Origin of the sequence: Clostridium sp. HGF2 (assembly GCF_964240115.1) — a bacterium.
Taxonomy (GTDB): Bacteria; Bacillota_I; Bacilli_A; order Erysipelotrichales; family Erysipelotrichaceae; genus Clostridium_AQ; species Clostridium_AQ innocuum.
The window spans coordinates 18,639-39,346 of sequence record NZ_CAXSSO010000009.1 but is presented as its reverse complement, the minus strand read 5'-3'; the positions used below and the strand labels follow the sequence as shown (position 1 = coordinate 39,346).

19 protein-coding genes are annotated in these 20,708 nt (G+C 48.4%); 1 reads left to right on the top strand and 18 read right to left on the bottom strand.

Translation table 11 applies throughout. The features are described from left to right. The first annotated feature begins 7 nt into the window (after positions 1-7). A complete protein-coding gene (gene purB, locus ACESPQ_RS15070; protein ID WP_109770044.1) occupies positions 8-1,438 on the top strand; it encodes an adenylosuccinate lyase in 1,431 nt (476 codons plus the stop codon). Positions 1,439-1,541: 103 nt separating this feature from the next. On the opposite strand, the gene ACESPQ_RS15065 is transcribed toward purB, so the two are convergent. The 18 genes from ACESPQ_RS15065 to nusB form a co-directional block, all read right to left on the bottom strand. Then, positions 1,542-3,143 carry a CTP synthase gene (locus tag ACESPQ_RS15065; RefSeq protein WP_118001880.1) on the bottom strand — a complete coding sequence of 534 codons (1,602 nt, stop codon included), beginning with the start codon at positions 3,141-3,143 and terminating at the stop codon, positions 1,542-1,544. 99 nt (positions 3,144-3,242) lie between these two features. Then, complete coding sequence (locus ACESPQ_RS15060; RefSeq protein ID WP_008817233.1) at positions 3,243-3,815, bottom strand: ANTAR domain-containing response regulator; 573 nt, start codon at positions 3,813-3,815, stop codon at positions 3,243-3,245. Between the two features lie 16 nt (positions 3,816-3,831). Next, entirely contained in the window at positions 3,832-5,088 is a 1,257-nt protein-coding gene (locus ACESPQ_RS15055) for a glutamine synthetase family protein (protein WP_257327210.1), read from the bottom strand. 147 nt (positions 5,089-5,235) lie between these two features. Further along, positions 5,236-6,537: an adenylosuccinate synthase gene (locus tag ACESPQ_RS15050; RefSeq protein ID WP_002609042.1), complete on the bottom strand. Its 1,302-nt coding sequence runs from the start codon at positions 6,535-6,537 to the stop codon at positions 5,236-5,238. Between the two features lie 266 nt (positions 6,538-6,803). Continuing rightward, on the bottom strand, positions 6,804-7,640 hold the full coding sequence (locus ACESPQ_RS15045) for an Mrp/NBP35 family ATP-binding protein (RefSeq protein ID WP_109770050.1): 837 nt from the start codon (positions 7,638-7,640) through the stop codon (positions 6,804-6,806). 312 nt (positions 7,641-7,952) lie between these two features. Beyond that, positions 7,953-8,876, bottom strand: coding sequence for a tyrosine recombinase (locus ACESPQ_RS15040; protein WP_109770052.1), 924 nt, complete (start codon positions 8,874-8,876; stop codon positions 7,953-7,955). Next, positions 8,873-9,535: a tRNA1(Val) (adenine(37)-N6)-methyltransferase gene (locus ACESPQ_RS15035; protein ID WP_009587451.1), complete on the bottom strand. Its 663-nt coding sequence runs from the start codon at positions 9,533-9,535 to the stop codon at positions 8,873-8,875. Before ACESPQ_RS15035 ends, ACESPQ_RS15040 begins: the two co-directional genes overlap by 4 nt. A 37-nt stretch (positions 9,536-9,572) precedes the next feature. Beyond that, complete coding sequence (locus ACESPQ_RS15030) at positions 9,573-10,196, bottom strand: stage II sporulation protein M (RefSeq protein ID WP_002609038.1); 624 nt, start codon at positions 10,194-10,196, stop codon at positions 9,573-9,575. A gap of 94 nt (positions 10,197-10,290) precedes the next feature. Continuing rightward, positions 10,291-11,472 carry a DNA polymerase IV gene (gene dinB, locus ACESPQ_RS15025; protein ID WP_002609037.1) on the bottom strand — a complete coding sequence of 394 codons (1,182 nt, stop codon included), beginning with the start codon at positions 11,470-11,472 and terminating at the stop codon, positions 10,291-10,293. A gap of 52 nt (positions 11,473-11,524) precedes the next feature. Then, positions 11,525-12,358: a sporulation transcription factor Spo0A gene (spo0A, locus tag ACESPQ_RS15020; RefSeq protein ID WP_002609036.1), complete on the bottom strand. Its 834-nt coding sequence runs from the start codon at positions 12,356-12,358 to the stop codon at positions 11,525-11,527. A gap of 184 nt (positions 12,359-12,542) precedes the next feature. After that, entirely contained in the window at positions 12,543-13,553 is a 1,011-nt protein-coding gene (locus ACESPQ_RS15015) for a SpoIVB peptidase S55 domain-containing protein (RefSeq protein WP_257327215.1), read from the bottom strand. A 42-nt stretch (positions 13,554-13,595) separates the two neighbouring features. Then, positions 13,596-15,257 carry a DNA repair protein RecN gene (recN, locus tag ACESPQ_RS15010; RefSeq protein ID WP_373144536.1) on the bottom strand — a complete coding sequence of 554 codons (1,662 nt, stop codon included), beginning with the start codon at positions 15,255-15,257 and terminating at the stop codon, positions 13,596-13,598. Positions 15,258-15,261: 4 nt separating this feature from the next. After that, a complete protein-coding gene (locus ACESPQ_RS15005; protein ID WP_008817240.1) occupies positions 15,262-16,041 on the bottom strand; it encodes a TlyA family RNA methyltransferase in 780 nt (259 codons plus the stop codon). Further along, complete coding sequence (gene dxs, locus ACESPQ_RS15000; protein WP_373144535.1) at positions 16,038-17,915, bottom strand: 1-deoxy-D-xylulose-5-phosphate synthase; 1,878 nt, start codon at positions 17,913-17,915, stop codon at positions 16,038-16,040. Before dxs ends, ACESPQ_RS15005 begins: the two co-directional genes overlap by 4 nt. Before the next feature lie 13 nt (positions 17,916-17,928). Then, positions 17,929-18,771: a polyprenyl synthetase family protein gene (locus ACESPQ_RS14995; RefSeq protein WP_373144534.1), complete on the bottom strand. Its 843-nt coding sequence runs from the start codon at positions 18,769-18,771 to the stop codon at positions 17,929-17,931. Next, entirely contained in the window at positions 18,764-18,976 is a 213-nt protein-coding gene (xseB, locus tag ACESPQ_RS14990; protein ID WP_002609030.1) for an exodeoxyribonuclease VII small subunit, read from the bottom strand. The genes ACESPQ_RS14995 and xseB overlap by 8 nt, the downstream gene beginning before the upstream one ends. Next, entirely contained in the window at positions 18,976-20,304 is a 1,329-nt protein-coding gene (gene xseA / locus ACESPQ_RS14985) for an exodeoxyribonuclease VII large subunit (RefSeq protein WP_109770061.1), read from the bottom strand. The genes xseB and xseA overlap by 1 nt, the downstream gene beginning before the upstream one ends. After that, entirely contained in the window at positions 20,301-20,678 is a 378-nt protein-coding gene (gene nusB / locus ACESPQ_RS14980) for a transcription antitermination factor NusB (RefSeq protein WP_002609028.1), read from the bottom strand. Before nusB ends, xseA begins: the two co-directional genes overlap by 4 nt. Positions 20,679-20,708 lie beyond the last annotated feature (30 nt).

Genomic DNA, 20,708 nt, shown 5'->3' with positions numbered 1-20,708 from the left:
TTTTCAGATGAACGATAAATACATAAGCCCTCTGGGACAGCGCTATGCCAGTGAAGAGATGCAGCGCATTTTCTCCAATGACAAGAAATTCCGTACATGGAGAAGGCTGTGGATTGCCCTGGCGGAAAGCGAAAAGGAGCTGGGTCTTGCTATCACACAGGAACAGATCGATGAATTGAAGGCACATGCAGAGGACATTAACTATGATGTCGCAAGGGAGCGGGAGAAAATTGTCCGTCACGATGTCATGAGCCATGTATACGCCTATGGACAGCAGTGTCCAAATGCGAAAGGAATCATTCATCTGGGCGCAACCTCCTGCTTCGTCGGTGACAATACCGATTTAATTGTCATGTATGAGGCGCTGGAGCTGGTGAAGAAAAAGCTGGTAAACGTCCTTGCGGAGCTGAAAAAGTTTGCTTTGGATTACAAGGACCTGCCGGTGCTGGCATTTACACATTTTCAGCCTGCACAGCCGACAACACTGGGAAAGCGTGCTGCTATCTGGGCACAGGACCTGCTGCTGGATTATGAAGAGCTGTGCTTCCTTCTGGAAAATAAAAAGCTGCGCGGCTGCAAAGGGACAACCGGTACACAGGCGAGCTTTATGGAGCTGTTTGATAATGATGAAGCCAAGGTAAAACAGCTGGATCAGATGGTCGCTCACAGAATGGGCTATGAAAAATCCTTTGCTGTTTCCACACAGACATATTCCCGTAAGGTGGATTCCCGAATTCTGAATGCACTGGGCTCCATAGCGCAGAGTGCACATAAGTTTTCCAATGATATCCGTCTGCTTCAGAATCTGAAGGAAGTGGAGGAGCCGTTTGAAAAGGGACAGATCGGCTCCAGTGCGATGGCCTATAAGCGCAATCCGATGCGCAGTGAGCGGATGGCTTCTCTGGCAAACTATGTTATCGCAGATACCCTGAATCCTGCAATAACTGCTGCTACCCAGTGGTTTGAGCGTACGCTGGATGATTCTGCAAACAAGCGTATCAGTATTCCGGAGGCATTTTTGGCAGTGGATGGTATTCTGGATTTATATCTCAATATCACCGATGGCTTGGTTGTATATCCGAAGGTCATCGAATCCCACCTGATGAAGGAGCTGCCGTTTATGGCGACGGAAATGATTCTGATGGATGCTGTCAAGGCAGGCGGTGACCGTCAGGAGCTGCATGAGCGTATCCGTGTTCACTCCATGGCTGCCGGTAAGGTTGTCAAGGAGGAGGGGCTGGAAAACGATTTGCTGAAGCGTATTGCAGAGGATGCAATGTTCCCTATGAATATGGAACAGCTGAAGGCTATTATGTCCCCGATCAATTTTGTTGGACGTGCGCCAAGTCAGACCGTGGAATTTTTCGAAGAATGCATTGATCCGGTTCTGGAAACAGAAAAGGATGCGCTGGGTCTGCATGCGGAGATCAATGTGTAGGCTAAGCTATTCTGCATAAAATAAAAAAAAGACTTTGATTATATAGGTAAAAATCAGAGTCTTTTTCTATTCTTACGGCGGTAATGCGCAGCACCGTAGTCAGCTACTTTCTGTTAGCCTTGGAGTAGGCAATGAAATCGGTAAACAGCGGATGCGGACGATTTGGTCTGCTTTTGAATTCCGGATGAAACTGCACCCCGACATAGAAATCATTGTTGACACACTCCACAGCTTCCACCAGAGAACCGTCCTGTGAGGTTGCTGTGATATCCATGCCGTTTTGTATAAATTCCTCACGGAACTGATTATTAAATTCATAGCGGTGACGGTGACGCTCTGAAATTTCCGTTGTCCGGTAGGCGCGATACAGCTGCGTCCCTTCCTTGATTCTGGATGGATATGCGCCTAAACGCATGGTTCCTCCCATATCCTGTTCATCGCTTTGATCTGCCATATAATGAATGATCAAATGGCTGCTTTCCGGCTGAAATTCATAGGAGTTGGCGTCGCTGTAGCCCAGTACGCTTCGTGCAAAGGCGATTGCGGCTATCTGCATTCCCAGACAGATACCCAGATAAGGTATATTGTGCTCTCTGGCATAGGTGGCTGCCCGTATTTTTCCTTCAATTCCGCGCGTACCAAAGCCTCCCGGTATCAGAATGCCGCTGCAATCCTGCAGCAGCTCTCGGATACTGCCTTCCGTAATATTCTCTGAATCGATCCATTTGATATGTACCTTTATATTGTTTTTCAATCCCGCATGATACAGCGCTTCTACCACAGACAGATAGGCATCATGCAGGCGAACATATTTTCCAATTAAAGCAATTGTTACCGTTTCCGTTACATCCTCTGCATGCTCCATGAGCGTACTCCAGGAGTGCAGATCCGCCTGTGGTGCATCGATATGGAATTTTCTACAAACGACATCATCCAGCCCCTGCTTTTGCAGCATGTAGGGTACCTCGTACAGAGAAGGCATCGTTCTGTTTTCGAATACACACTCCTTGGGTATATTGCAAAACAGGGAAAGCTTATCACGAATCCCCTCCTCCAACGGGCGGCTGCAGCGCGCTATGATGATATCCGGAAAGATACCATAGGATTGCAGCTGGTTGACAGAGTGCTGAGCCGGCTTTGACTTATGCTCCCCGCTGCTTTCGAGATATGGAATCAGTGTTACATGAAGAAAGAGACAGTTTTCTCTTCCCTTATCCTGTGCAACCTGACGGATTGCTTCCAGAAAAGGCAGACTTTCAATATCCCCGGTGGTACCTCCGATTTCACAAATCATGATATCCGCACCGCTTTCCTCCTGTGCCTTATAAATAAAATCCTTGATTTCATTGGTGATATGCGGAATAACCTGTACGGTTTCCCCCAGATATTTCCCTTCCCGCTCCTTGTTTAAGACGTTCCAGTATACTTTTCCGGTGGTCACATTCGAGTAGCGATTCAGATTCTCATCAATGAAACGCTCATAATGACCGAGATCAAGATCGGTTTCACTTCCATCCTCCGTCACAAATACCTCGCCATGCTGGTAGGGACTCATCGTCCCCGGGTCGATATTGATATAGGGGTCCAGCTTCATTGCACTGACCTTCAGACCTCTTGCTTTCAGCAGTCGTCCCAGGGATGCTGCACTGATGCCCTTCCCCAGACCGGACACAACACCGCCGCTTACAAATATAAATTTACTCATATATGACCTTCCTTTTTTCTATTGTTTCCTTTCATTCCAATACTGCAGTTTCCTACATATGCAGAAAACGTAAGGCAGTTTTTGCATCATTCCTTACAGTCAGGGCAGCTGATATTTTTTCAACAGCTGCTCCGCCACCTGCAGTCGGCTCATCTGCGAATCCATAGCTCGCTTTTCCAGATACCGGTGTGCCTGTGCTTCACTTAGCTGCTCATGTTCCATAAGCAGGCATTTTGCCCGATCGATAACTTTAATTTCACTCAGTCTGTCCTTCAGTGAGCGATTTCTCATACGCATGGCGCGGATGCGCTTCTGCGTGACAATGGCAAAGCGTAAGACACAGAGCAGTACTGTTTTATTAACCGGCTTTAACAACACATAAATACCGGCTTTTTCCATGCGATCCGCAATGATATCATAGACCTCAGCCGGTACCATAAGCATGATAGAGGCATCACTTTTTTCTGCCAGATCCTGCGGCAGCTCATATTCACGTTCATCCGCAAGCGGGTAATTGATGATGATCATGTCGAAGGCTGTTTCCAGAGCCGTTCTACGTGCCCTAGAGGCCGTTTTACAGGCTGTGATATTCATACAGTCCTCCATATTCAGATATTCCTTTAGAATTCCTGTGGTTTTCTCACTCGTACTGACGAGAAGCACATGTAACATGACCAGTCCCCCTTTCTTACATGCGTAGCTGTTTGATCTTCGCGTTTAGAAAGCCCTGCAGCAGTTCCTCTCCCAAAACACGCTTTGTGAAGCTGCTGTTTTGAGCTAGCTGCAGAGCCTCCTGCAGTGAACTGGGCAGTTCCTGTAGACCCTCATGATGCAGATAGACATTTCCATGAAACTCTTTCGCCGTTAATCCATCCTCGATGCCCTCCATACCTGCGGCAATAAGCAGTGTCAGTGCCAAATAGGGATTGCAGGAGGGATCGGGACTGCGTACCTCAATGCGTGTGCGATGCTCATTCGCTGCCGGTATCCGAATCAGTGCGGAACGGTTGCTGCGGGAATAGCAAATATATTTGGGAGCCTTATCCTCACCCAGACGCAGATAGGATTCTGTTTCCGGATTTAAGAACAGGGTGATTTCCCGGATACGACGAAGTATCCCGGACAGAAAAGCCTCCATGTAGCGGCCCTGCTCCTGTGCAAACAGATTTTCGCCGTTTCGAAACAGGGACAGATTGATATGCAGACCGTTTCCCGGCTGCTGCTGCAGCGGTTTTGGGTGAAAATTTGCTTTCAGACCGCTGGAGAGAGCAACCATGTCCACGACATTGCGAAAGGTCATCAGATTATCAGCACAGGGCATAACCTCGTCAAAACGGAAGTCGATTTCATTTTGCCCGGGTCCCTGCTCATGATGCGAGCTTTCGGGATGAATGCCCATCTCCTCCAGATCAAGGCAGATTTCCCGTCGGACATTCTCACCCTTATCCAGTGGTGCAATATCACAATAGCCGGCCTCATCATAGGGAATCGTTGTCGGCTTTCCGTTTTCATCTCGCTCAAACAGGTAAAACTCGCATTCCGTGCCTGCCATAATCTGCATTCCCTTCTCGCCTACCTGCTTCATCATACGTTTCAGCAGAGAGCGTGTATCCAGAGCATATGCACTCCCATCAGGATAACGTATCTCACAATACATTCGGACAACACGCCCAATCTGCGGACGCCATGGAAGAATGGTCAGTGTGGAGATATCCGGAAACAGAAACAGATCGGAGGTATGCTCCTCTGTAAATTGTGATCCCTGAGAAAATCCGCTAACTGCACTTGCATCAAAGCTCAAGCCATGGGCAAATACCTGCTTCAGCTCCCGGGGCATGATGGATATATTTTTTTGGTTGCCAAACAAATCGAAAAAAGCCAGACGAATAAACTTCACATCATATTCCTCGATGAATTCCATAATTTCACGTTCACTTGTCACCATATGCATCCTCCTTACTATCCTGTGTGGCATTTGGCCGCTTATACGGAAAAAGGCGTCTACAAACCTGGAAAAGCTACGTTTTCCGCCTGTAGAACGCCTTTGTTCCGATACCAGTATTATATTACAAAAGTGATGTGCTGTTGTCAACTATTTCAGCATTTCATGAAGATAAATGTTGCAGTTGCGTTCCGGACCGACAGAAATCATAGAAATTCGCGTATTGCACAGCTCTTCGATACGACGCAGATAGATTTTGCAGTTTTCAGGCAGCTCCTCGTAGGTCTTCATCGTAGAAATATCCTCCTGCCAGCCGTCAAACTCTTCATAAATCGGTTTTGCCCTCTGCAGCTCTTCCATGCTGCTCGGGATATAATCATAGCGGACACCGTCAATATCGTAAGCTACACACATGCGTATTTTCTTCAGGCCGCTCAGAATATCCAGCTTGGTGATAACCAGATCGCTCAATCCGTTGATCATAGCCGCATGACGCACCACATTCACATCCAGCCAGCCACAGCGTCTCGGACGTCCGGTGGTTGCCCCAAACTCATGTCCCTGTTCACGCAGCCACGCACCCATATCGTCGAACAGCTCACTCACAAACGGTCCCTCTCCGACTCTTGTGGAATATGCTTTCGCGATACCGATGATGACATCCAGCTTCTTTGGTGAAACACCGGCACCGGTACAAACACCGGCGGAGGTTGGAGAGGAGCTTGTCACATACGGATAGTTCCCGTAATTGATATCCAGCATGGCGGCCTGTGCGCCCTCAAATAAAACCTGCTTCTGCGCATCCAGTGCCTGGTTGATTACAATCTGTGCATTGATGATACGCGGCAGTAATGCCTTGCGAATCTGCGCAAACTGTGCAACCAGCTCCTCATAGGAAAAGCCCGGATCCTCATATACCTTCTGAAAGGTGATATTTTTCATATCCACTGCAAGCTTCAGCTTTTTCTTAAAGCTTTCAAAATCCTGCAAATCTCCGATACGCAGTCCCTGACGGGAATATTTATCCGCATAGCAGGGGCCGATTCCCCGCTTGGTTGTTCCGATTTTATGATCCTTCAGACTTGCTTCAATCAAAGCATCCAGCCGTACATGGTAGGGCATGATGATGTGTGAGCAGTCACTGAGCAATACATGATCTGTATTGAAACCGCGCTCCTCCAGCTGATTGATTTCCTCCAGAAAGACAAACGGATCCACAACAACCCCTGGTCCGATGATGCAGGAAGCCTTCTGCAGCACACCGCTTGGCAGAAGATGAAGCACCACCTGCTGGTTCTGTCCTGTGTGTTTATCCTGTACAACGACGGTATGACCCGCATTGTTTCCTCCCTGAAACCGCACAACGGCATCCATGCGTGATCCCAGATAATCTACAACCTTGCCTTTTCCTTCGTCTCCCCACTGGGTTCCGACAACTACATATCCTGGCATAAAAATTCCTCCTTACGGGTATTTTCAAAGCAGATTGATACTTTTAAAAAAATCCTTTACTAATATAGCACACTTCATGTAAAAAATAAACATCTTTTTTTGAAAATTGTTTCATCCAAGAAGAGTGAAAGGATTTCCAGCATTTTTATCTAAATATCCCCTGTAAAGGAGCTTTGCTGTTGTAGTAAGACTACGCAAAAAAAAGAGGAAGATGCAGCCGATATCCATAAAAGCTACCGTGCTGTTCATCATTCCTCTTTATGTATTTATTTGCCCATTTTTTCAATCAGCTGATCTGCCGCAGGCGAAATCCAGGCATACATCTGCTGTACCGTTTCCGTATCGAAATCATCATCCTTGTAAATTCTGGAAATGCTGTCCATCATCGGCAGCTCTGCCCATAAAGGTACCTCGTTTTCCCTGACAAAATCCTCCACATTGCGGTGCTGGAAGATTTCAATTCGTTTACCGCAATCTGGACAAACGACATAGCTCATATTCTCAATAATACCCAGTACCTCGACCTTGACCTGCTTGCACATATTGATTGCCTTGGATACGATCATGGATACCATCGGCTGCGGAGTGGATACCATAATAACTCCGCTGACAGGCAGACTCTGCAGTACCGTCAGCGCGACATCACCGGTTCCCGGAGGCATATCGATGAACAGATAGTCCAGCTCCTCCCATACGACATCAGTCCAGAACTGCTTAACTGCATTTGCTACGATCGGACCGCGCCATACAACCGGCTGGTTTTCATCCTCCATCAGAAAATTCAAAGACATGACCTTGATGCCATCCTTATCCACGACCGGCTCAATGGCGTCGTTTGTACCGAATGCCTGTGCATGCTCCAGTCCCATCAGACGTGGAATACTTGGTCCTGTGATATCCGCATCCATGATACCGACACGAAAGCCTCTTCTGGCCATTTCCTTTGCCATCAGTACACTCATACTGGATTTTCCTACACCGCCCTTGCCACTCATCACACCGATGACATGACGGATTTTATTGCGTTCATTATTCTGGATGCCGCAGCTGTCAGCCTGCTTTCCGCAGGTTCCCTTGCTGGGGCATGAATTACAGTTACTCATATTCAGCTCTCCTTATATTATCTGTATAACCTATCTTATTTTACATCTTTTCGCATCGTTTTCCAATGCTTTCGCTTCACTTTTTCGCGAAATGGATGGTAGGGCTCGTATAGCAAACGGAAGGTGCGTTTCCTGTCGGCGATAAATGACTCTTTGCCAGCACGATGAAGGCTATGCGCTGTTCGTGCAGAAACCTTCTATAATTTTAACTAGAACTGCCTTCCTCCTGTATGTTAACTTAGACAGCACTCCATGCAGCAGAGGCGGTGAGGTGGTATATGGCTAAGCTTATGCTGTGCGCTTTCCTCGTTGTCATTTCTCCTTTTTAACGGAGCGGGGATGATACTGATCGATGGCTTCCTTCAGCCTCCGGTTCTGCACATGAGTATAAATCTGTGTTGTTGCGATATCGCTGTGTCCCAGCAGCTCCTGCACAACCCGTAAATCTGCACCGCCGTCCAACAGATGTGTCGCAAAGCTGTGACGGAAGCTGTGCGCTGAAAGACGCTCATCCAGCCCCAGTGCCTGCAGGCGCTGCTTAATCAGCGTATGAACATACTGCCGTGTCAGAACATTTCCTCTGCTGTTCAGGAAAAAACGTGTACTTTTCCGCTTTTCCCATGTTGGACGGATTTGTGTCAGATACGTACGCAGGACACGCATACAGCGTTCATGCATCGGCACCATGCGTTCCTTATCCCCTTTTCCGATCACCCGCAGATAGCCCTGCTCCAGGTGTACCTGATTTATGCGCAGCTCGCACACCTCACTGACACGAAGACCGCAGCCATACAGCGTCTCCAGAATGGCTTTCTGATACAGTCCCTGCGCATCCTGTCCAAAGCTGTCCAGCAGTAGCTCAATATCATGCGGATTGAAATACAGGGGCAGCTTCTGTACCTTCTTCCCTCCCCGCAGATGGATCGAGGGATCCAGAATCGAGGGATGGTTCATTGAGATAAAGCGGTGAAACATATGAATGCTGCTCAGCATATGATTGACACTGCTGCGCTTATAGCACAGGCCGTCCTCCTGTATGTCCCCCTGCTCCATATCAGATAAAAAGCTTTGGATATCCCGGGGCAGAATATCCTCCATCTCCGTTTTTCCCTGCATCTGCAGCCAGCTGAGGTATTCCTGCAAATCCTGTGTATAGGAATGAATGGTTGCCAGTGATTTCTGATCAACCGCCTGTATGTAATGCAGATAGTCCTGCAGAGCCTCCTGCAGATTCATCGCTCTATGATCTGCGGTAACAGTACGTGGGCGTTTACCCTACCATCCTTTACCGCCTCCACCAATACACTGACTGCTTCCTCTCTGTTGGCATCGTAGACAAACTGGAGGGTACGGATTTCCAGACGATGCTGCTTCAGGGTATAGGCGATTTCCGATATACGGGAAGCCCGGTGCACCATATAGAAGCGTCCCTTTTCATCCAGCAGCTCACTGACCCGCTGACACAGGGTCCTTAGTGTGAGGAAGCGTTCATGGCGCGCCATCTGAAGACTTTGCGATTCATTGAGATTGCTTTCCTGATCCACCTTGAAATATGGCGGATTACAGACAATAACATCCACCTTTTCCAAAGCGGCATCGCATATATCCTGTGCCATGAGCACCACATTCGTTATATGGTGATGCTCCATATTCTTTTCCGCAACCGCTATGGCCTCCGGCTGGATATCGATGCCATACAGATATGACGGAGCATAGCGGTGTGCCGCAAGAAGCAACGCTCCGTTGTTCGTGCCGATATCCAGTACCCGTTCCCCTTTTTTGACCTTCATGAACTGCGCCAGAAGCGCCGTGTCTGTGTTGATGCGAAACATCTTTTTATGCTGATACAGATAAATATCCGTCCCGTTGATATAATCATACGTGTAATCTTCCATGCTGCAACCTCCCTGTCTCTATTATTATAGCGGAAGATCACATCAAATTAAACAGTTTTATGAATTCGATCACCAGTGTCGATTTCAGATAACTGCCTGCCAGAATGATCACAAAGCAGATAAAGATATCGTTCAGTACATTGTTGCCCAGCTGCTTGAAATTGAGCCGCTCCCGATTCGTTGTGGAATAGATGATATACATGGACAGCTGAATGGCGCTGGCGGAGATCAGAAAGGTCGCAATCAGATCCATTGCCACCTGTGGAAGCAGGGTCATGATAATGCCTGCAATTCCCTTTAAATGATATGTATACACAAACAGCGCACAGGAAAAGCCGATCTGCATACCCTTCGTAAAGGCGATAAAGCTGATAATGGGAATTCCAATCAGGGAGGTTCCCAGCAAAAACACAAACAGAATAAACACGATGCCGCTGAAAAACTGCGATACGAAGTAATCGTATTTATCAACACCGGAATCAATGGTCGTCAGATAGCTGGATAAGCTCTTTATATCCGATACATCAATATAATTGGATACAATGATACCCATCAGTATCCCGCAGCCGACAAGAATCGCTATAAACAGATATACGTTATGGTATTTCTTGAGAAACCCATGATAGCCCTGCCTCTTTTTTAGGGGAATATTTTTTTTCATATTGTCACCTCACTACATTATATGAAAAAAAGAAGGCAGTCTTGCTGCCAACTTATCGACAAACTTCTCATAAGCTTTTATAAGGCTCTTTCGTTTATTTCTGTCCCTTGGATGGATGAATATCACTGGCTCGTATCAGATGCGCTCCCGGCAGCTGCGCATTCAGCTCCTTCAACACATCCTCGACATCGTTCAGCGGCTGAATCTCATGCTGAAACAAATCGATTTGATCGATCGTATGCTCTGCGGAATACAGAGAGCCCAGACCGATTCCCAGATGACGGATTTCCCTGCCGTTGTAGTGACGGTCAAATAAGAGTAGTGCATGCTCCAGCAGCACGTTTGCATCATCGGTATAGGAATGAATGTTGGTGGAACGAACGGCATTGGTGAAGTCAAAATAGCGGATACTGATGGATATTAAAGAACCCTTGATATGATCTTCCCTTGCCCGTCTGCTCAATGTGGCCGCAAGACGCTTCAAAACAGTTTTAACCTCCTCATAATCCGTAATATCACGATCCAGAGTTGTGGACTGCGATATGGACTGCACACTGGTATTGAAGGAAAGCTGTGCACTTCCGTTACCACGTGCATTCTGAATATATGTATAGGCATGCTTGCCAAGCAGCGTCATGATTTTGGATTCATTTTCTGCATCTGCAAGGTCGCCAATCGTTGTGATTCCATGCTTGATCAGCAGTGGTACCGTCTTCTTTCCAATTCCCCACATATCACTGATGGGAAGCGGCCACAGCTTTTTGGGAACCTCCTGCTTGCGCAATATCGTGATTCCCATCGGCTTACGCATGTCGCTTGCCATTTTTGCCAGAAATTTGTTCGGTGCCACACCGATACTGCAGGGCAGCTTCAAATCTTTTTGCACACTCTTTTGTATCTGCCAGGCAAGGTCCAGCGGTCGCTTATAGTCCTTGATGACATCGGTGACATCCATATAGCATTCGTCGATACTGGCCGGCTCGATCAGACTTGAAAAACGACGCAGATATTTAAAAAAACGATTACTCAATTCCTCATACCAGCCGTAATCGCCCTGAACAACAACAAGATTTGGACACTTCTCCATTGCCATATGCAATGGCATCGCGCTGTGTACCCCGTACTTGCGGGCTTCATAGCTTGCCGTTGATACCACACTTCGCCTGTGCAGTCCCGCCACAACGACCGGCTGCCCCTCCAGTGCAGAGTTTTTCAATATCTCCGCACTTGCAAAGTAGGAATTTAGATCAATATGTAAGATAACTCTTCCTGCCATAAAACAACTCCCTTGTCTTACAGTATAGTATACTGGATTTTCAGGGGAAAAGCTAGCGGAATGTCTTGATCACATTGTTTTTGTTGCGCAGTCTGTGCTCTAAGCGCAGCTTGTCGGAAATCATGGCGATGAATTCGGAATTGGTTGGCTTTGCCTTGCTGGCAGATATCGTATATCCGAAGATATCATCAATTGCATCGATGTTGCCTCTGTTCCATGCTACCTCGATTGCGTGTCGAATGGCTCTTTCCACACGGGATGCCGTGGTTGCATATTTCTTGGCGATTTCCGGATACAGCACCTTTGTGATCTGTCCCAGAAAATCAACATTCAGATAGGTTTCCAGAATTGCTGTACGCAGATACATGTAGCCCTTGATATGTGCAGGAATCCCGATTTCATGCAACAGCTCTGTAATCTCACTTTCCAGCTCCAGCTTCTGCAGACGCTCCTTCTCATCATCATCCAGATTGACCTTTACCACATTGCTGGATATATGCTCCTTCCGTGTGTAGCCGACAATGAAGTTCAGCTTATCACACAGCTGTTCTATCTCAAAGGGCTTCATCAGAATATAATCGATACGGTAATTCTGAACACCTGCCACGATGAGATCGTTCACAAACGGTGTTGTACAGATGATGTGATCCACCTGTATATGGTTTTTCTTCAAATCGTGCAGAACGCTGATGCCGTCCTTCTTCGGCATAATCAGATCCAGCACAAGGACATCCAGATGCTTGCCGCGCAGCTCATTGACACACTGCTCGCCATTGGTGGCACTTCCGATGACCTGATACCCGTCGCTCTTTGTGAGCGCTTCCTTCATACTGTGGATCATCTCCATGCTATCATCCACCAGATATACATTCATTTTGTTATTCATACATTTCCTCTCTCCTTACTGACATCCATTATACGAACCTCCGTATGCAGAAATTCAGATAAAATGTCGAATGAAGAAAAGAATTTCACAAAAACTTCCAAAAAATGAAAAAGAGCGACGATAACGCCGTTCCTTTTGTTTCAAAGCATAACATTTGCTCAAAATATGTCGGTTTATGCGGATTTTAAGCCATATTTCTGGATTTTTCAAGCATCCATTCGACAAAGACTCCATACCCGTTAGAAGGGTGTGAGGTGATGACATGCGTGACAGCACCAATGATTTTTCCATCCTGCACAATCGGCGATCCACTCATTCCCTGTACGATTCCATTCGACGCAGAAGCTAGACGCTCATCCGCAATCATAAATTCGATACCCTTGACATCCGATGTATTCTGCCGGTGTACCTTCGTGATGTTAATCGTAAAGGGCTCAATCGTATTTCCCTGTAAGACAGTATACATGACGGCTTTTCCCGTATGTACCTCATCATGCTTTGCCCATGGCAGAGCCTCGACATTTCGCAGCATGGAATCGTAATGACCATAAATACCGATATTGGTATTAGCAAGCACGTTGGCAAAGGCCGAGGAAAAATCTATTTCCGCATGCTTTTCTCCCGGGATGTTATCCTGTGCCTTCGTTATGGATATGACATTGGCCGGATACAGGCTTCCGGAAGGGACCTCTGCAATCTGCTTTAAATCAGAATCCATAATTTCATGACCTAAGGCTCCGTAGGTATTGTTGGAGGGATCATAATAGGTCAATGTTCCAACACCGACGATTTTATCCTTTACATACAAGCCGCTTTTAAACGAACGTGTGGAGGCATCATACGTGGTTTTCAGGGTAACCGGTATGGTGTTTGAACCGCGTCGTATTTCGACAGGGATCTCATTGACAGCTTCCTGAAAGGCGGACAGCTGCTGATACAATTCATCCATGGAGGATATCGGTACCTGATTCACCTTTACCAGGATATCACTGGGCTGGATGGTACCGCCGGGATCATAGGTTTCACCTTGTACGACAAACGGATATGTTCCCGTAATCATCACACCGTTGTAATCCAGCTGAATACCGATGCTGTCACCGCCCAGATACAGCTCATCGCTGGCGTGAATGCCGATGGGAAGCAGTAGGGACAGTGCGCATAAAAAAGCAACTATTTTTTTGTACAAATCGTTCACCTCCTGAAGATAGTGTGGTTCTCCGGGAGATGGTCATGTCAGTTAATTATTACCTGTTTCCTTTTTTGCAAGCTCATACAGCTCTTTTGCTGCCTGCAGAGCACTTTCACTGGTGCTGCCCTGTGATATCACAGCCATTTCCTGTATGCGCTCTTTATCGTTCAGCAGGCAAATCGTCGTTTCCGTATGTCCGCCTTCCTGATGCTTTTCCACAACATAATGCTGCATGGCACAGGCCGCAACACTTGCAAGATGCGTCACGCAGAACACCTGAGTCCTTTCCGCAAGCTGACGCATTTTCTTTCCGATGGAAAACGCAACACTGCCGCTGACACCGGTATCGATTTCATCAAAGATAATGGTATCAATACCCGTCAGCCGTGTAAAGACGGTCTTCAATCCCAGCATAAAACGGGAAAGCTCCCCGCCGCTGGCTGTAGCCTGCAGCGGACGCAGCCGCTCTCCGGCATTCATGGATACCAGAAAGGTGATTTTATCACTGCCCTGCGCATTTCCCTCAAAGGGCTCCAGTTCAACGTGGAAGCGTGCATTGGGCAGCTGCAAATCCTTTAGCTGCTGCAGAATCAGCTGCTCCAGCTCCCTTGCCTTTTTTTCACGCAGCACATGCAGCTGCATACAATCTTCTTCATATACCTTTCTGGCCTTCTCCAGCTCCTTCTCGGATTTTGCGATAAAATCCTGGCGGTGCAGGATGCTGTCGATCTTTTTTTCCAGAAAGCTACGTTTCTCCATGACAGCCGCATAGCTGCCGCCGTATTTCCGCTGTATCTTGTGTATCAGGAAAATTCTTTCCTGAAGTTCATGGAAACGGCCCTCATCGAATTCGAGCTCCTCCAGATGGGTGCGGACGCGGGAGCACTGCTCATCCAGCGCATAGTACAGATCCAACAGCTGTGCAGCCGCATCCGTAAAGGTTTCATCCTCATGCAGCGCATGCAGCAGGCGATAGCTTTCATAGATGGAAGAAACACTTCCCTCATCCAAAAGGGCAATCGCCTGTGCTGCGGAGGAGCTCAGCTTTTCATATGCCATCATACGCTTTTGTTCCTGCTCCAGCTTCTCCAGTTCTTCTTCCTGCAGCTGAGCCTCGTCGATTTCATTCAGCTGAAAGGTCAGAAATTCCAGATCGTCCTCATTGTAATCACTGTGGAGCGCTTCCTCCAGGGCATCCTTCATGGAACGGTAGCTGTGATAGCTCTGCTTTGTCTTTGCCAGCAGGTCTTCATCCCGTGCAAATCGGTCCAGCAGCAGCTGGTGAGATGCCGCATTACGCAGATACTGTGTGTCATGCTGGGAATGAATATCGACCAGCTGAGAAACGATCTGCTTTACAAAGGAAACCGTTGTCGTTCGCTGATTGATCCGCGCAATGCTTCTTCCCTCCCGGGTTACCTCACGTGTAACAATCAGCAGGCCGTCCTCACATTCATGGCCTGCATCCTGCAGCTGCTGCAGCACGCTGTGCTGTGGTGCAAGTTCAAAAACGCCTTCAATGACAGCCTTGTCACAGCCCTCCTTGATCATGTCGCTGTTGACACGATCTCCCTTCAGAATACCGATGGCATCCATTAACAGGGATTTTCCGGCACCGGTTTCTCCCGTAAAGGCTGACATGTTGTCATGCAGCTCCAGCTGCACCTCATCCATCAGGATGAAATTTTTCACATAGATCTGTGTAAGCATATTCTCACCTCTTTACTGTATAATTTTTAACAATATCCCGAATGGGAAAAACCTTATGCGTCTGTGTATGCTTCAAATGCATGACGAATTCCTTATTGCCATCCCTGCCCAGCACACTGCTGGCACACAGGTGATGGACATATAGGCCGAGGGTTTTCACATAGTCGCACATGGACTGCAAAACCTCGATGTGTACCTTTTCATTTTTCACGATGCCATGCTTGCCGACCTTTGCCCTGCCTGCCTCAAACTGCGGCTTTACCAGGGCAACGATTTCCATATCGGCAAACTGCTCTGCCAGCACCGGAAGAATCTGCCGTATGGAGATAAAGGATACATCCATGCAGGCAAAATCCGGACGCGGATCAAACATATCCCCACTCAGATAGCGGCAGTTGACACCCTCCATATTGATAATGCGCGGATCATTTTTCAATCGCTCGAGCAGCTGATCCTTCCCGACATCCACTGCGTAGACAAGGCGTGCTTTGTTTTGCAGACAGACATCGCTGAAGCCTCCGGTGCTTGCACCGACATCCAAAACGACGCGTCCCTCCAAATCGATTTCAAAGGGCTTTAGCACATCATACAGCTTATAGCCTGCGCGGGAGGCAAATGCTGTTTCCGCCTCCTCCAGCTTGATATCCATGGAATCATCCACCGGCATACTGCTTTTCTTCGCAATCCTTCCATTTACAGTCACTCTGCCCTCCTGTATGGCATCCTGTGCTCTTGCACGGCTGTCACACAGTCCCTGCGTGCTTAAATATACATCCAGTCTCATTTCTTTTCCGGCCTCAGGTAGCTTGTGATGATTTCAAACAGCGTGTTCATATCCAGATGCTCCAGCTTTCGCAGCTGCGGCAGCGAGCCGTGCTCCACGAAATGATCATCGATTCCCATACGGACAAAATGTGTCGCATAGCGGTGGTCATTGGCAAATTCTGTAATAGCGCTGGACAAGCCGCCGCACAGCATATCCGGTTCAAAGATGATCGTCGGCTTATCCTCCTCACAGACGGAGGTCAAAAGCTCCTCATCAATCGGTTTGAAGAAGCGTGCATTGATTACTCGGATCGGCAGCTGATTCACCCCCGCCTTGGAAATGATACGATCCACATCCGGTCCGTAGGTGATGATATTGAGCGCATAATCCTCACGGATCACCGTCTGTGTCCAGGTTCCCGGTGGTATGTAGGTGTACTGCTCCACCGCCTGATAGGACACGTTACCTCTTGGATAGCGTATCGCATAGGGCTGATTGTTCTGCGCAAAGGCGGAGTACAGCAGATTCTGCGCTTCCCGGGCATCCTTGGGCTGTGCCAGTATCATATTCGGAATGGGCCGCAGCATGGCAATATCGAACACACCGTGATGCGTCTCACCGTCCTCTCCGACCAGTGAGCAGCGATCGATACCGATGACAACCGGCAGCTGCATACGTGCCACATCGTGGCTGATCTGGTCATAGGCTCTTTGCAGAAAGGAGGAATATACGGAGATAAACGGACGGATATCCTGCGTACAGAGGCCTGCCGCAAACGTCATTGCATGCTCCTCTGCAATACCACAGTCAAAGGAACGTGTCGGATAGCGGTCAAAAAAGGCGGACAGCTTACTGCCGGATTTCATTGCGGGTGTAATGGCGACAATGCGCTCATCATGCTCGGCAAGCTTCACCAGTGTACGGGACATGACCTCACTCCAGCTTTTATGTCCCGCCGGAAGCTTCGCCAGGGATTCTCCGGTTTCCGGGTCAAACTGGCTGACACCGTGCCATTTTCCTTCCTTATCCTCTTCCGCATAGCGATAGCCCTTTCCTTTTTTCGTGATGACATGGACAACGATCGGTCCCTCGTGCTGCCGGGCAATTTTCAGCACCTTGATCAGCATCTTTAAATCGTGTCCGTCCACCGGTCCGATATAGTCAAGATTAAAATCACCGAATATAGAGGTATCCACCACGTTTTCCTTGACTACATTTTTCATATTTTTCATGGTATGCAGTAAAGAGGAACCCATACGGGAGGTGGATAATGCCCCTTTCAGATCTTCCTTCAATGTCGTATAGGGCTTGCTTGTCCGCAGCTTGGTAAAGGCCTCGTCCATCGCACCCACATTTTGTGATATGGACATGTTGTTATCGTTAAAAATAATGACCATATTGCGCTGTTCACTACCGATCTGGTTCAATGCCTCCATCGCCATACCACCGCTCAGCGCACCATCCCCGATGACCGGCACGATCTGGTAGGTATCCTTATGCAGATCACGTCCTACTGCCATGCCCAGTGCCGCTGACAGTGAGGTGGAGGAATGCCCGGCCTCCCAGACATCGTGTTCACTTTCCTTACGTTTCTGAAAACCGGCAATCCCCTTATACTGTCGCAGGGTTGCGAACTGATTTCCCCGACCCGTCAGGATTTTATGTACGTAGGACTGGTGACCGACATCAAAAATAAATTTATCCGTTGGAGAATCAAAGACATAATGCATGGCCAGCGTCAGCTCCACCACACCGAGATTACTGGACAGATGTCCTCCGGTTTTGGCAATGCTTTGAATCAGAAAGACACGTATCTGCTGTGCCAGATCCTGCAGCTGCGCGATGGAGCATTCCTTGATGTCCTCAGGCTGTTTGATATCGTAGATGTTCATGCAACCGCTCCTCTCAGTTTTTTCGCTTCATCAGCTGGTCAAACAGCTCTCTTACCGGTGCTGCATCCAGCGGCAGCGCATCAAGCTGTGCAAGCGCCCGCTTGTAATAACGATCCGCTTCCTGCCGGGCGGCCTCAACGCCCATCAGCGTGACATAGGTTGTTTTTTCATTTTCCGCATCGCTGTTGATGTTTTTCCCAAGCTCCTCAACAGTGCTGGTCACATCCAGAATATCATCCTGAATCTGGAAGGATAATCCGGTATCTGCGCCAATACGCTCCCATACTGCTGCATCCTCCCTGTGTCCTGCAAGCAGTGCAGCACAGACCAGCGGAAGGCTCAGCAGTCTACTGGTTTTATAATAATGGATATCCTGCAGTCCGGCATGATCAATGCCGGGATTTGCTTCTCCCTCCAAATCCTTGATCTGTCCCAGAATCATACCGTCTGCTCCGCTGAATTCGGAAAGCAGCTTTAAGATTTCCACAAGAACCTCTGCACGGCAGGTACACGCTACCGCTGTATAAAAGGCATGCGTCAACAGGGCATCCCCTGCCAGAATAGCGACATCCTCACCGAATTTGACATGACAGGTCGGCCTGCCTCTGCGCAGCGTGTCATTATCCATTGCCGGCAGATCATCATGAATCAAGGAATAGGTATGGATCATTTCAATCGCAGCGGCTACGGGATAGCCGATCGTCTCTTCAAAGCCATAGGTACGCAGCACTGCCAGCAGCAGCCTGGGGCGTATCCGCTTGCCGCCTGCCATCAGGGAATACTGCATTGCCTCGCGGACTCTGCTGTGCTCCAGCGTATCCAGACAATGGGACAGATAGCTTTCAAAGTCAGACATTGTCGCTGCCCTCCTGATAGGTGTTCAGCAGCTCCTGTACACGATTTTCAAAATTTTTCAGCTGTGAATCACAGGAATTCACCAGCTGCAGTCCTTCTTCAAACAGAGCGATGGCATCCTCCAGCTCAATTTCATTTTTTTCCAGTGCGGCAATGATTTCCTCCAGCCGGCTCATGGATTGTTTAAACGGCAGTTTCTGTTCCATTATAATTTCTCCTTCTTCTCGATGTTCGTATATAAATATCCATCCTGCATGCGCAAGCGCAGCCGGTCATTTTGTTCTACAGCGTCCACGCTGGATATCACTTCATCACCATGATAGGCGATGGCATAACCGCGGGACAGACTTTTCAGCGGGGAATAGGCATCCAGCAGTGCGCTGATATTCCCTATCTGACGTTTTCGCAGCGTATCGTAATTGTGCAGTGCCTGCGTCAGGCGCAGCCTGCTTTCCGCGATGCTGCGTGTATTCTTCTGAAACAGGCGTTCGCTGTGTATGGCGAGCTTATGGGAATTCTGCTTCAGCTGCATGGCCATTGCGGCAACCGCTGCTTCCACGATGCTCAGCTGCTGCACATGCATGGCAAGCTTCATTTCCTCTTCCCGTATGTAGCTTAACGGGTCGCGCATATAGCGGTGTGAACGAATTGGCTCCAGGGCCTGCTTCGCCATATGCAGACGTGTTTCCATATCCTTTACGAGCCGCCGCCGCATCAGGGATACGTTCATGCGAACCTCTTCCAAATCCGGCGTGATCAGCTCCGCTGCAGCTGTCGGTGTCGGCGCCCGGGCATCCGATACATAATCCACCAGTGTCGTATCCGTTTCATGACCGACACCGGTTACGATAACCGTATGCATGGCAAACACGGCACGGGCGACTGCTTCCTCATTGAAGCACCACAAATCCTCAATCGGTCCACCGCCTCTTGCCAGCAGGATGACATCATGTCCGCCCTGATCCGCCCTGCGCAGATTTTCAACAATGGCTCCACTTGCCTGAATCCCCTGTACCAGGCTGGGATACACCACAACCTCAGCCAGCGGCCAGCGCCGGGAAATCGTCGTCAGGATATCCTGTACGGCCGCTCCGGTTTTCGCGGTAATAACACCGATGCGCATCGGATACTGCGGCAGCGGCTTTTTCTTCTGCGGATCAAACAAGCCCTGTGCAGCCAGCTTCTTTTTCACTTCCTCCAGCTGCAGAAACAGATCACCCAGGCCATCCGAGCGTACCGCTGTCACATACAGCTGTACACTTCCGCCCGCCTCATACATGGAGACAGAGGCCGTTACAATGACCTTCATCCCCTCCTTTAACAGGATGTTACAGCGTCTGGCATGGGAAGAAAACATAACACAGCTGATTTTGGAACGGGCATCCTTTAGGGTAAAATACCAGTGTCCGCTGCGGTGATTTGTAAAATTGCTGATTTCCCCCTTGATGAGAATGGACTGGATACGGATATCATTGTCCAGCGTCTGCTTGATATAGTGTACCAGCGCGGATACACTATAAACATTCTGACTCATAGACGATCCAGTACCCCGTTGATCAGACGATACGTTTCATCGTCGCAGTATTTCTTCGCCAGTGTAACAGCCTCATCAATGACAATTGCCTTCGGTGCCGTTTCCAAATCCAGCTCGCATGCCGCCATCATCAAAATGGCCTGCTCCACAAAGCCAAGGCGCGCAAACGTCCAGTCCTGACGAAGTGCCGCATTGATCTTGTCAATATAGACATCCTGATAGCGGATGGCATCGATGGTTACCGTGTAGAGAAACGGATCAATCTCATTGGTTTCACTGTTGTCGTACACACACTCCTTGATATCCTTCTGTAATAAAAAATGCTGATACAGGCTGGTCATTGCCAGCTCCCGTAGTTTATGTCTGCTGTTCATAGAAATCCTCCATTCATCTTTCTTATTTTA

What these genes read in the sequence shown, in the direction of transcription:
- ACESPQ_RS15055 (WP_257327210.1), bottom strand. Translation starts at nt 5,088, where the DNA reads ATGGTGACAAGTGAACGTGAAATTATGGAATTCATCGAGGAATATGAT.
- nusB (WP_002609028.1), bottom strand. Translation starts at nt 20,678, where the DNA reads ATGAACAGCAGACATAAACTACGGGAGCTGGCAATGACCAGCCTGTAT.
- ACESPQ_RS15005 (WP_008817240.1), bottom strand. Translation starts at nt 16,041, where the DNA reads ATGAGACTGGATGTATATTTAAGCACGCAGGGACTGTGTGACAGCCGT.
- ACESPQ_RS15035 (WP_009587451.1), bottom strand. Translation starts at nt 9,535, where the DNA reads ATGGAAGATTACACGTATGATTATATCAACGGGACGGATATTTATCTG.
- xseB (WP_002609030.1), bottom strand. Translation starts at nt 18,976, where the DNA reads ATGGAACAGAAACTGCCGTTTAAACAATCCATGAGCCGGCTGGAGGAA.
- ACESPQ_RS15065 (WP_118001880.1), bottom strand. Translation starts at nt 3,143, where the DNA reads ATGAGTAAATTTATATTTGTAAGCGGCGGTGTTGTGTCCGGTCTGGGG.
- ACESPQ_RS15045 (WP_109770050.1), bottom strand. Translation starts at nt 7,640, where the DNA reads ATGAGTAACTGTAATTCATGCCCCAGCAAGGGAACCTGCGGAAAGCAG.
- xseA (WP_109770061.1), bottom strand. Translation starts at nt 20,304, where the DNA reads ATGAGTCAGAATGTTTATAGTGTATCCGCGCTGGTACACTATATCAAG.
- spo0A (WP_002609036.1), bottom strand. Translation starts at nt 12,358, where the DNA reads ATGAATAACAAAATGAATGTATATCTGGTGGATGATAGCATGGAGATG.
- recN (WP_373144536.1), bottom strand. Translation starts at nt 15,257, where the DNA reads ATGCTTACACAGATCTATGTGAAAAATTTCATCCTGATGGATGAGGTG.
- ACESPQ_RS15040 (WP_109770052.1), bottom strand. Translation starts at nt 8,876, where the DNA reads ATGAATCTGCAGGAGGCTCTGCAGGACTATCTGCATTACATACAGGCG.
- ACESPQ_RS15050 (WP_002609042.1), bottom strand. Translation starts at nt 6,537, where the DNA reads ATGCCAGGATATGTAGTTGTCGGAACCCAGTGGGGAGACGAAGGAAAA.
- dinB (WP_002609037.1), bottom strand. Translation starts at nt 11,472, where the DNA reads ATGGCAGGAAGAGTTATCTTACATATTGATCTAAATTCCTACTTTGCA.
- ACESPQ_RS15060 (WP_008817233.1), bottom strand. Translation starts at nt 3,815, where the DNA reads ATGTTACATGTGCTTCTCGTCAGTACGAGTGAGAAAACCACAGGAATT.
- ACESPQ_RS14995 (WP_373144534.1), bottom strand. Translation starts at nt 18,771, where the DNA reads ATGTCTGACTTTGAAAGCTATCTGTCCCATTGTCTGGATACGCTGGAG.
- dxs (WP_373144535.1), bottom strand. Translation starts at nt 17,915, where the DNA reads ATGAACATCTACGATATCAAACAGCCTGAGGACATCAAGGAATGCTCC.
- ACESPQ_RS15030 (WP_002609038.1), bottom strand. Translation starts at nt 10,196, where the DNA reads ATGAAAAAAAATATTCCCCTAAAAAAGAGGCAGGGCTATCATGGGTTT.
- purB (WP_109770044.1), top strand. Translation starts at nt 8, where the DNA reads ATGAACGATAAATACATAAGCCCTCTGGGACAGCGCTATGCCAGTGAA.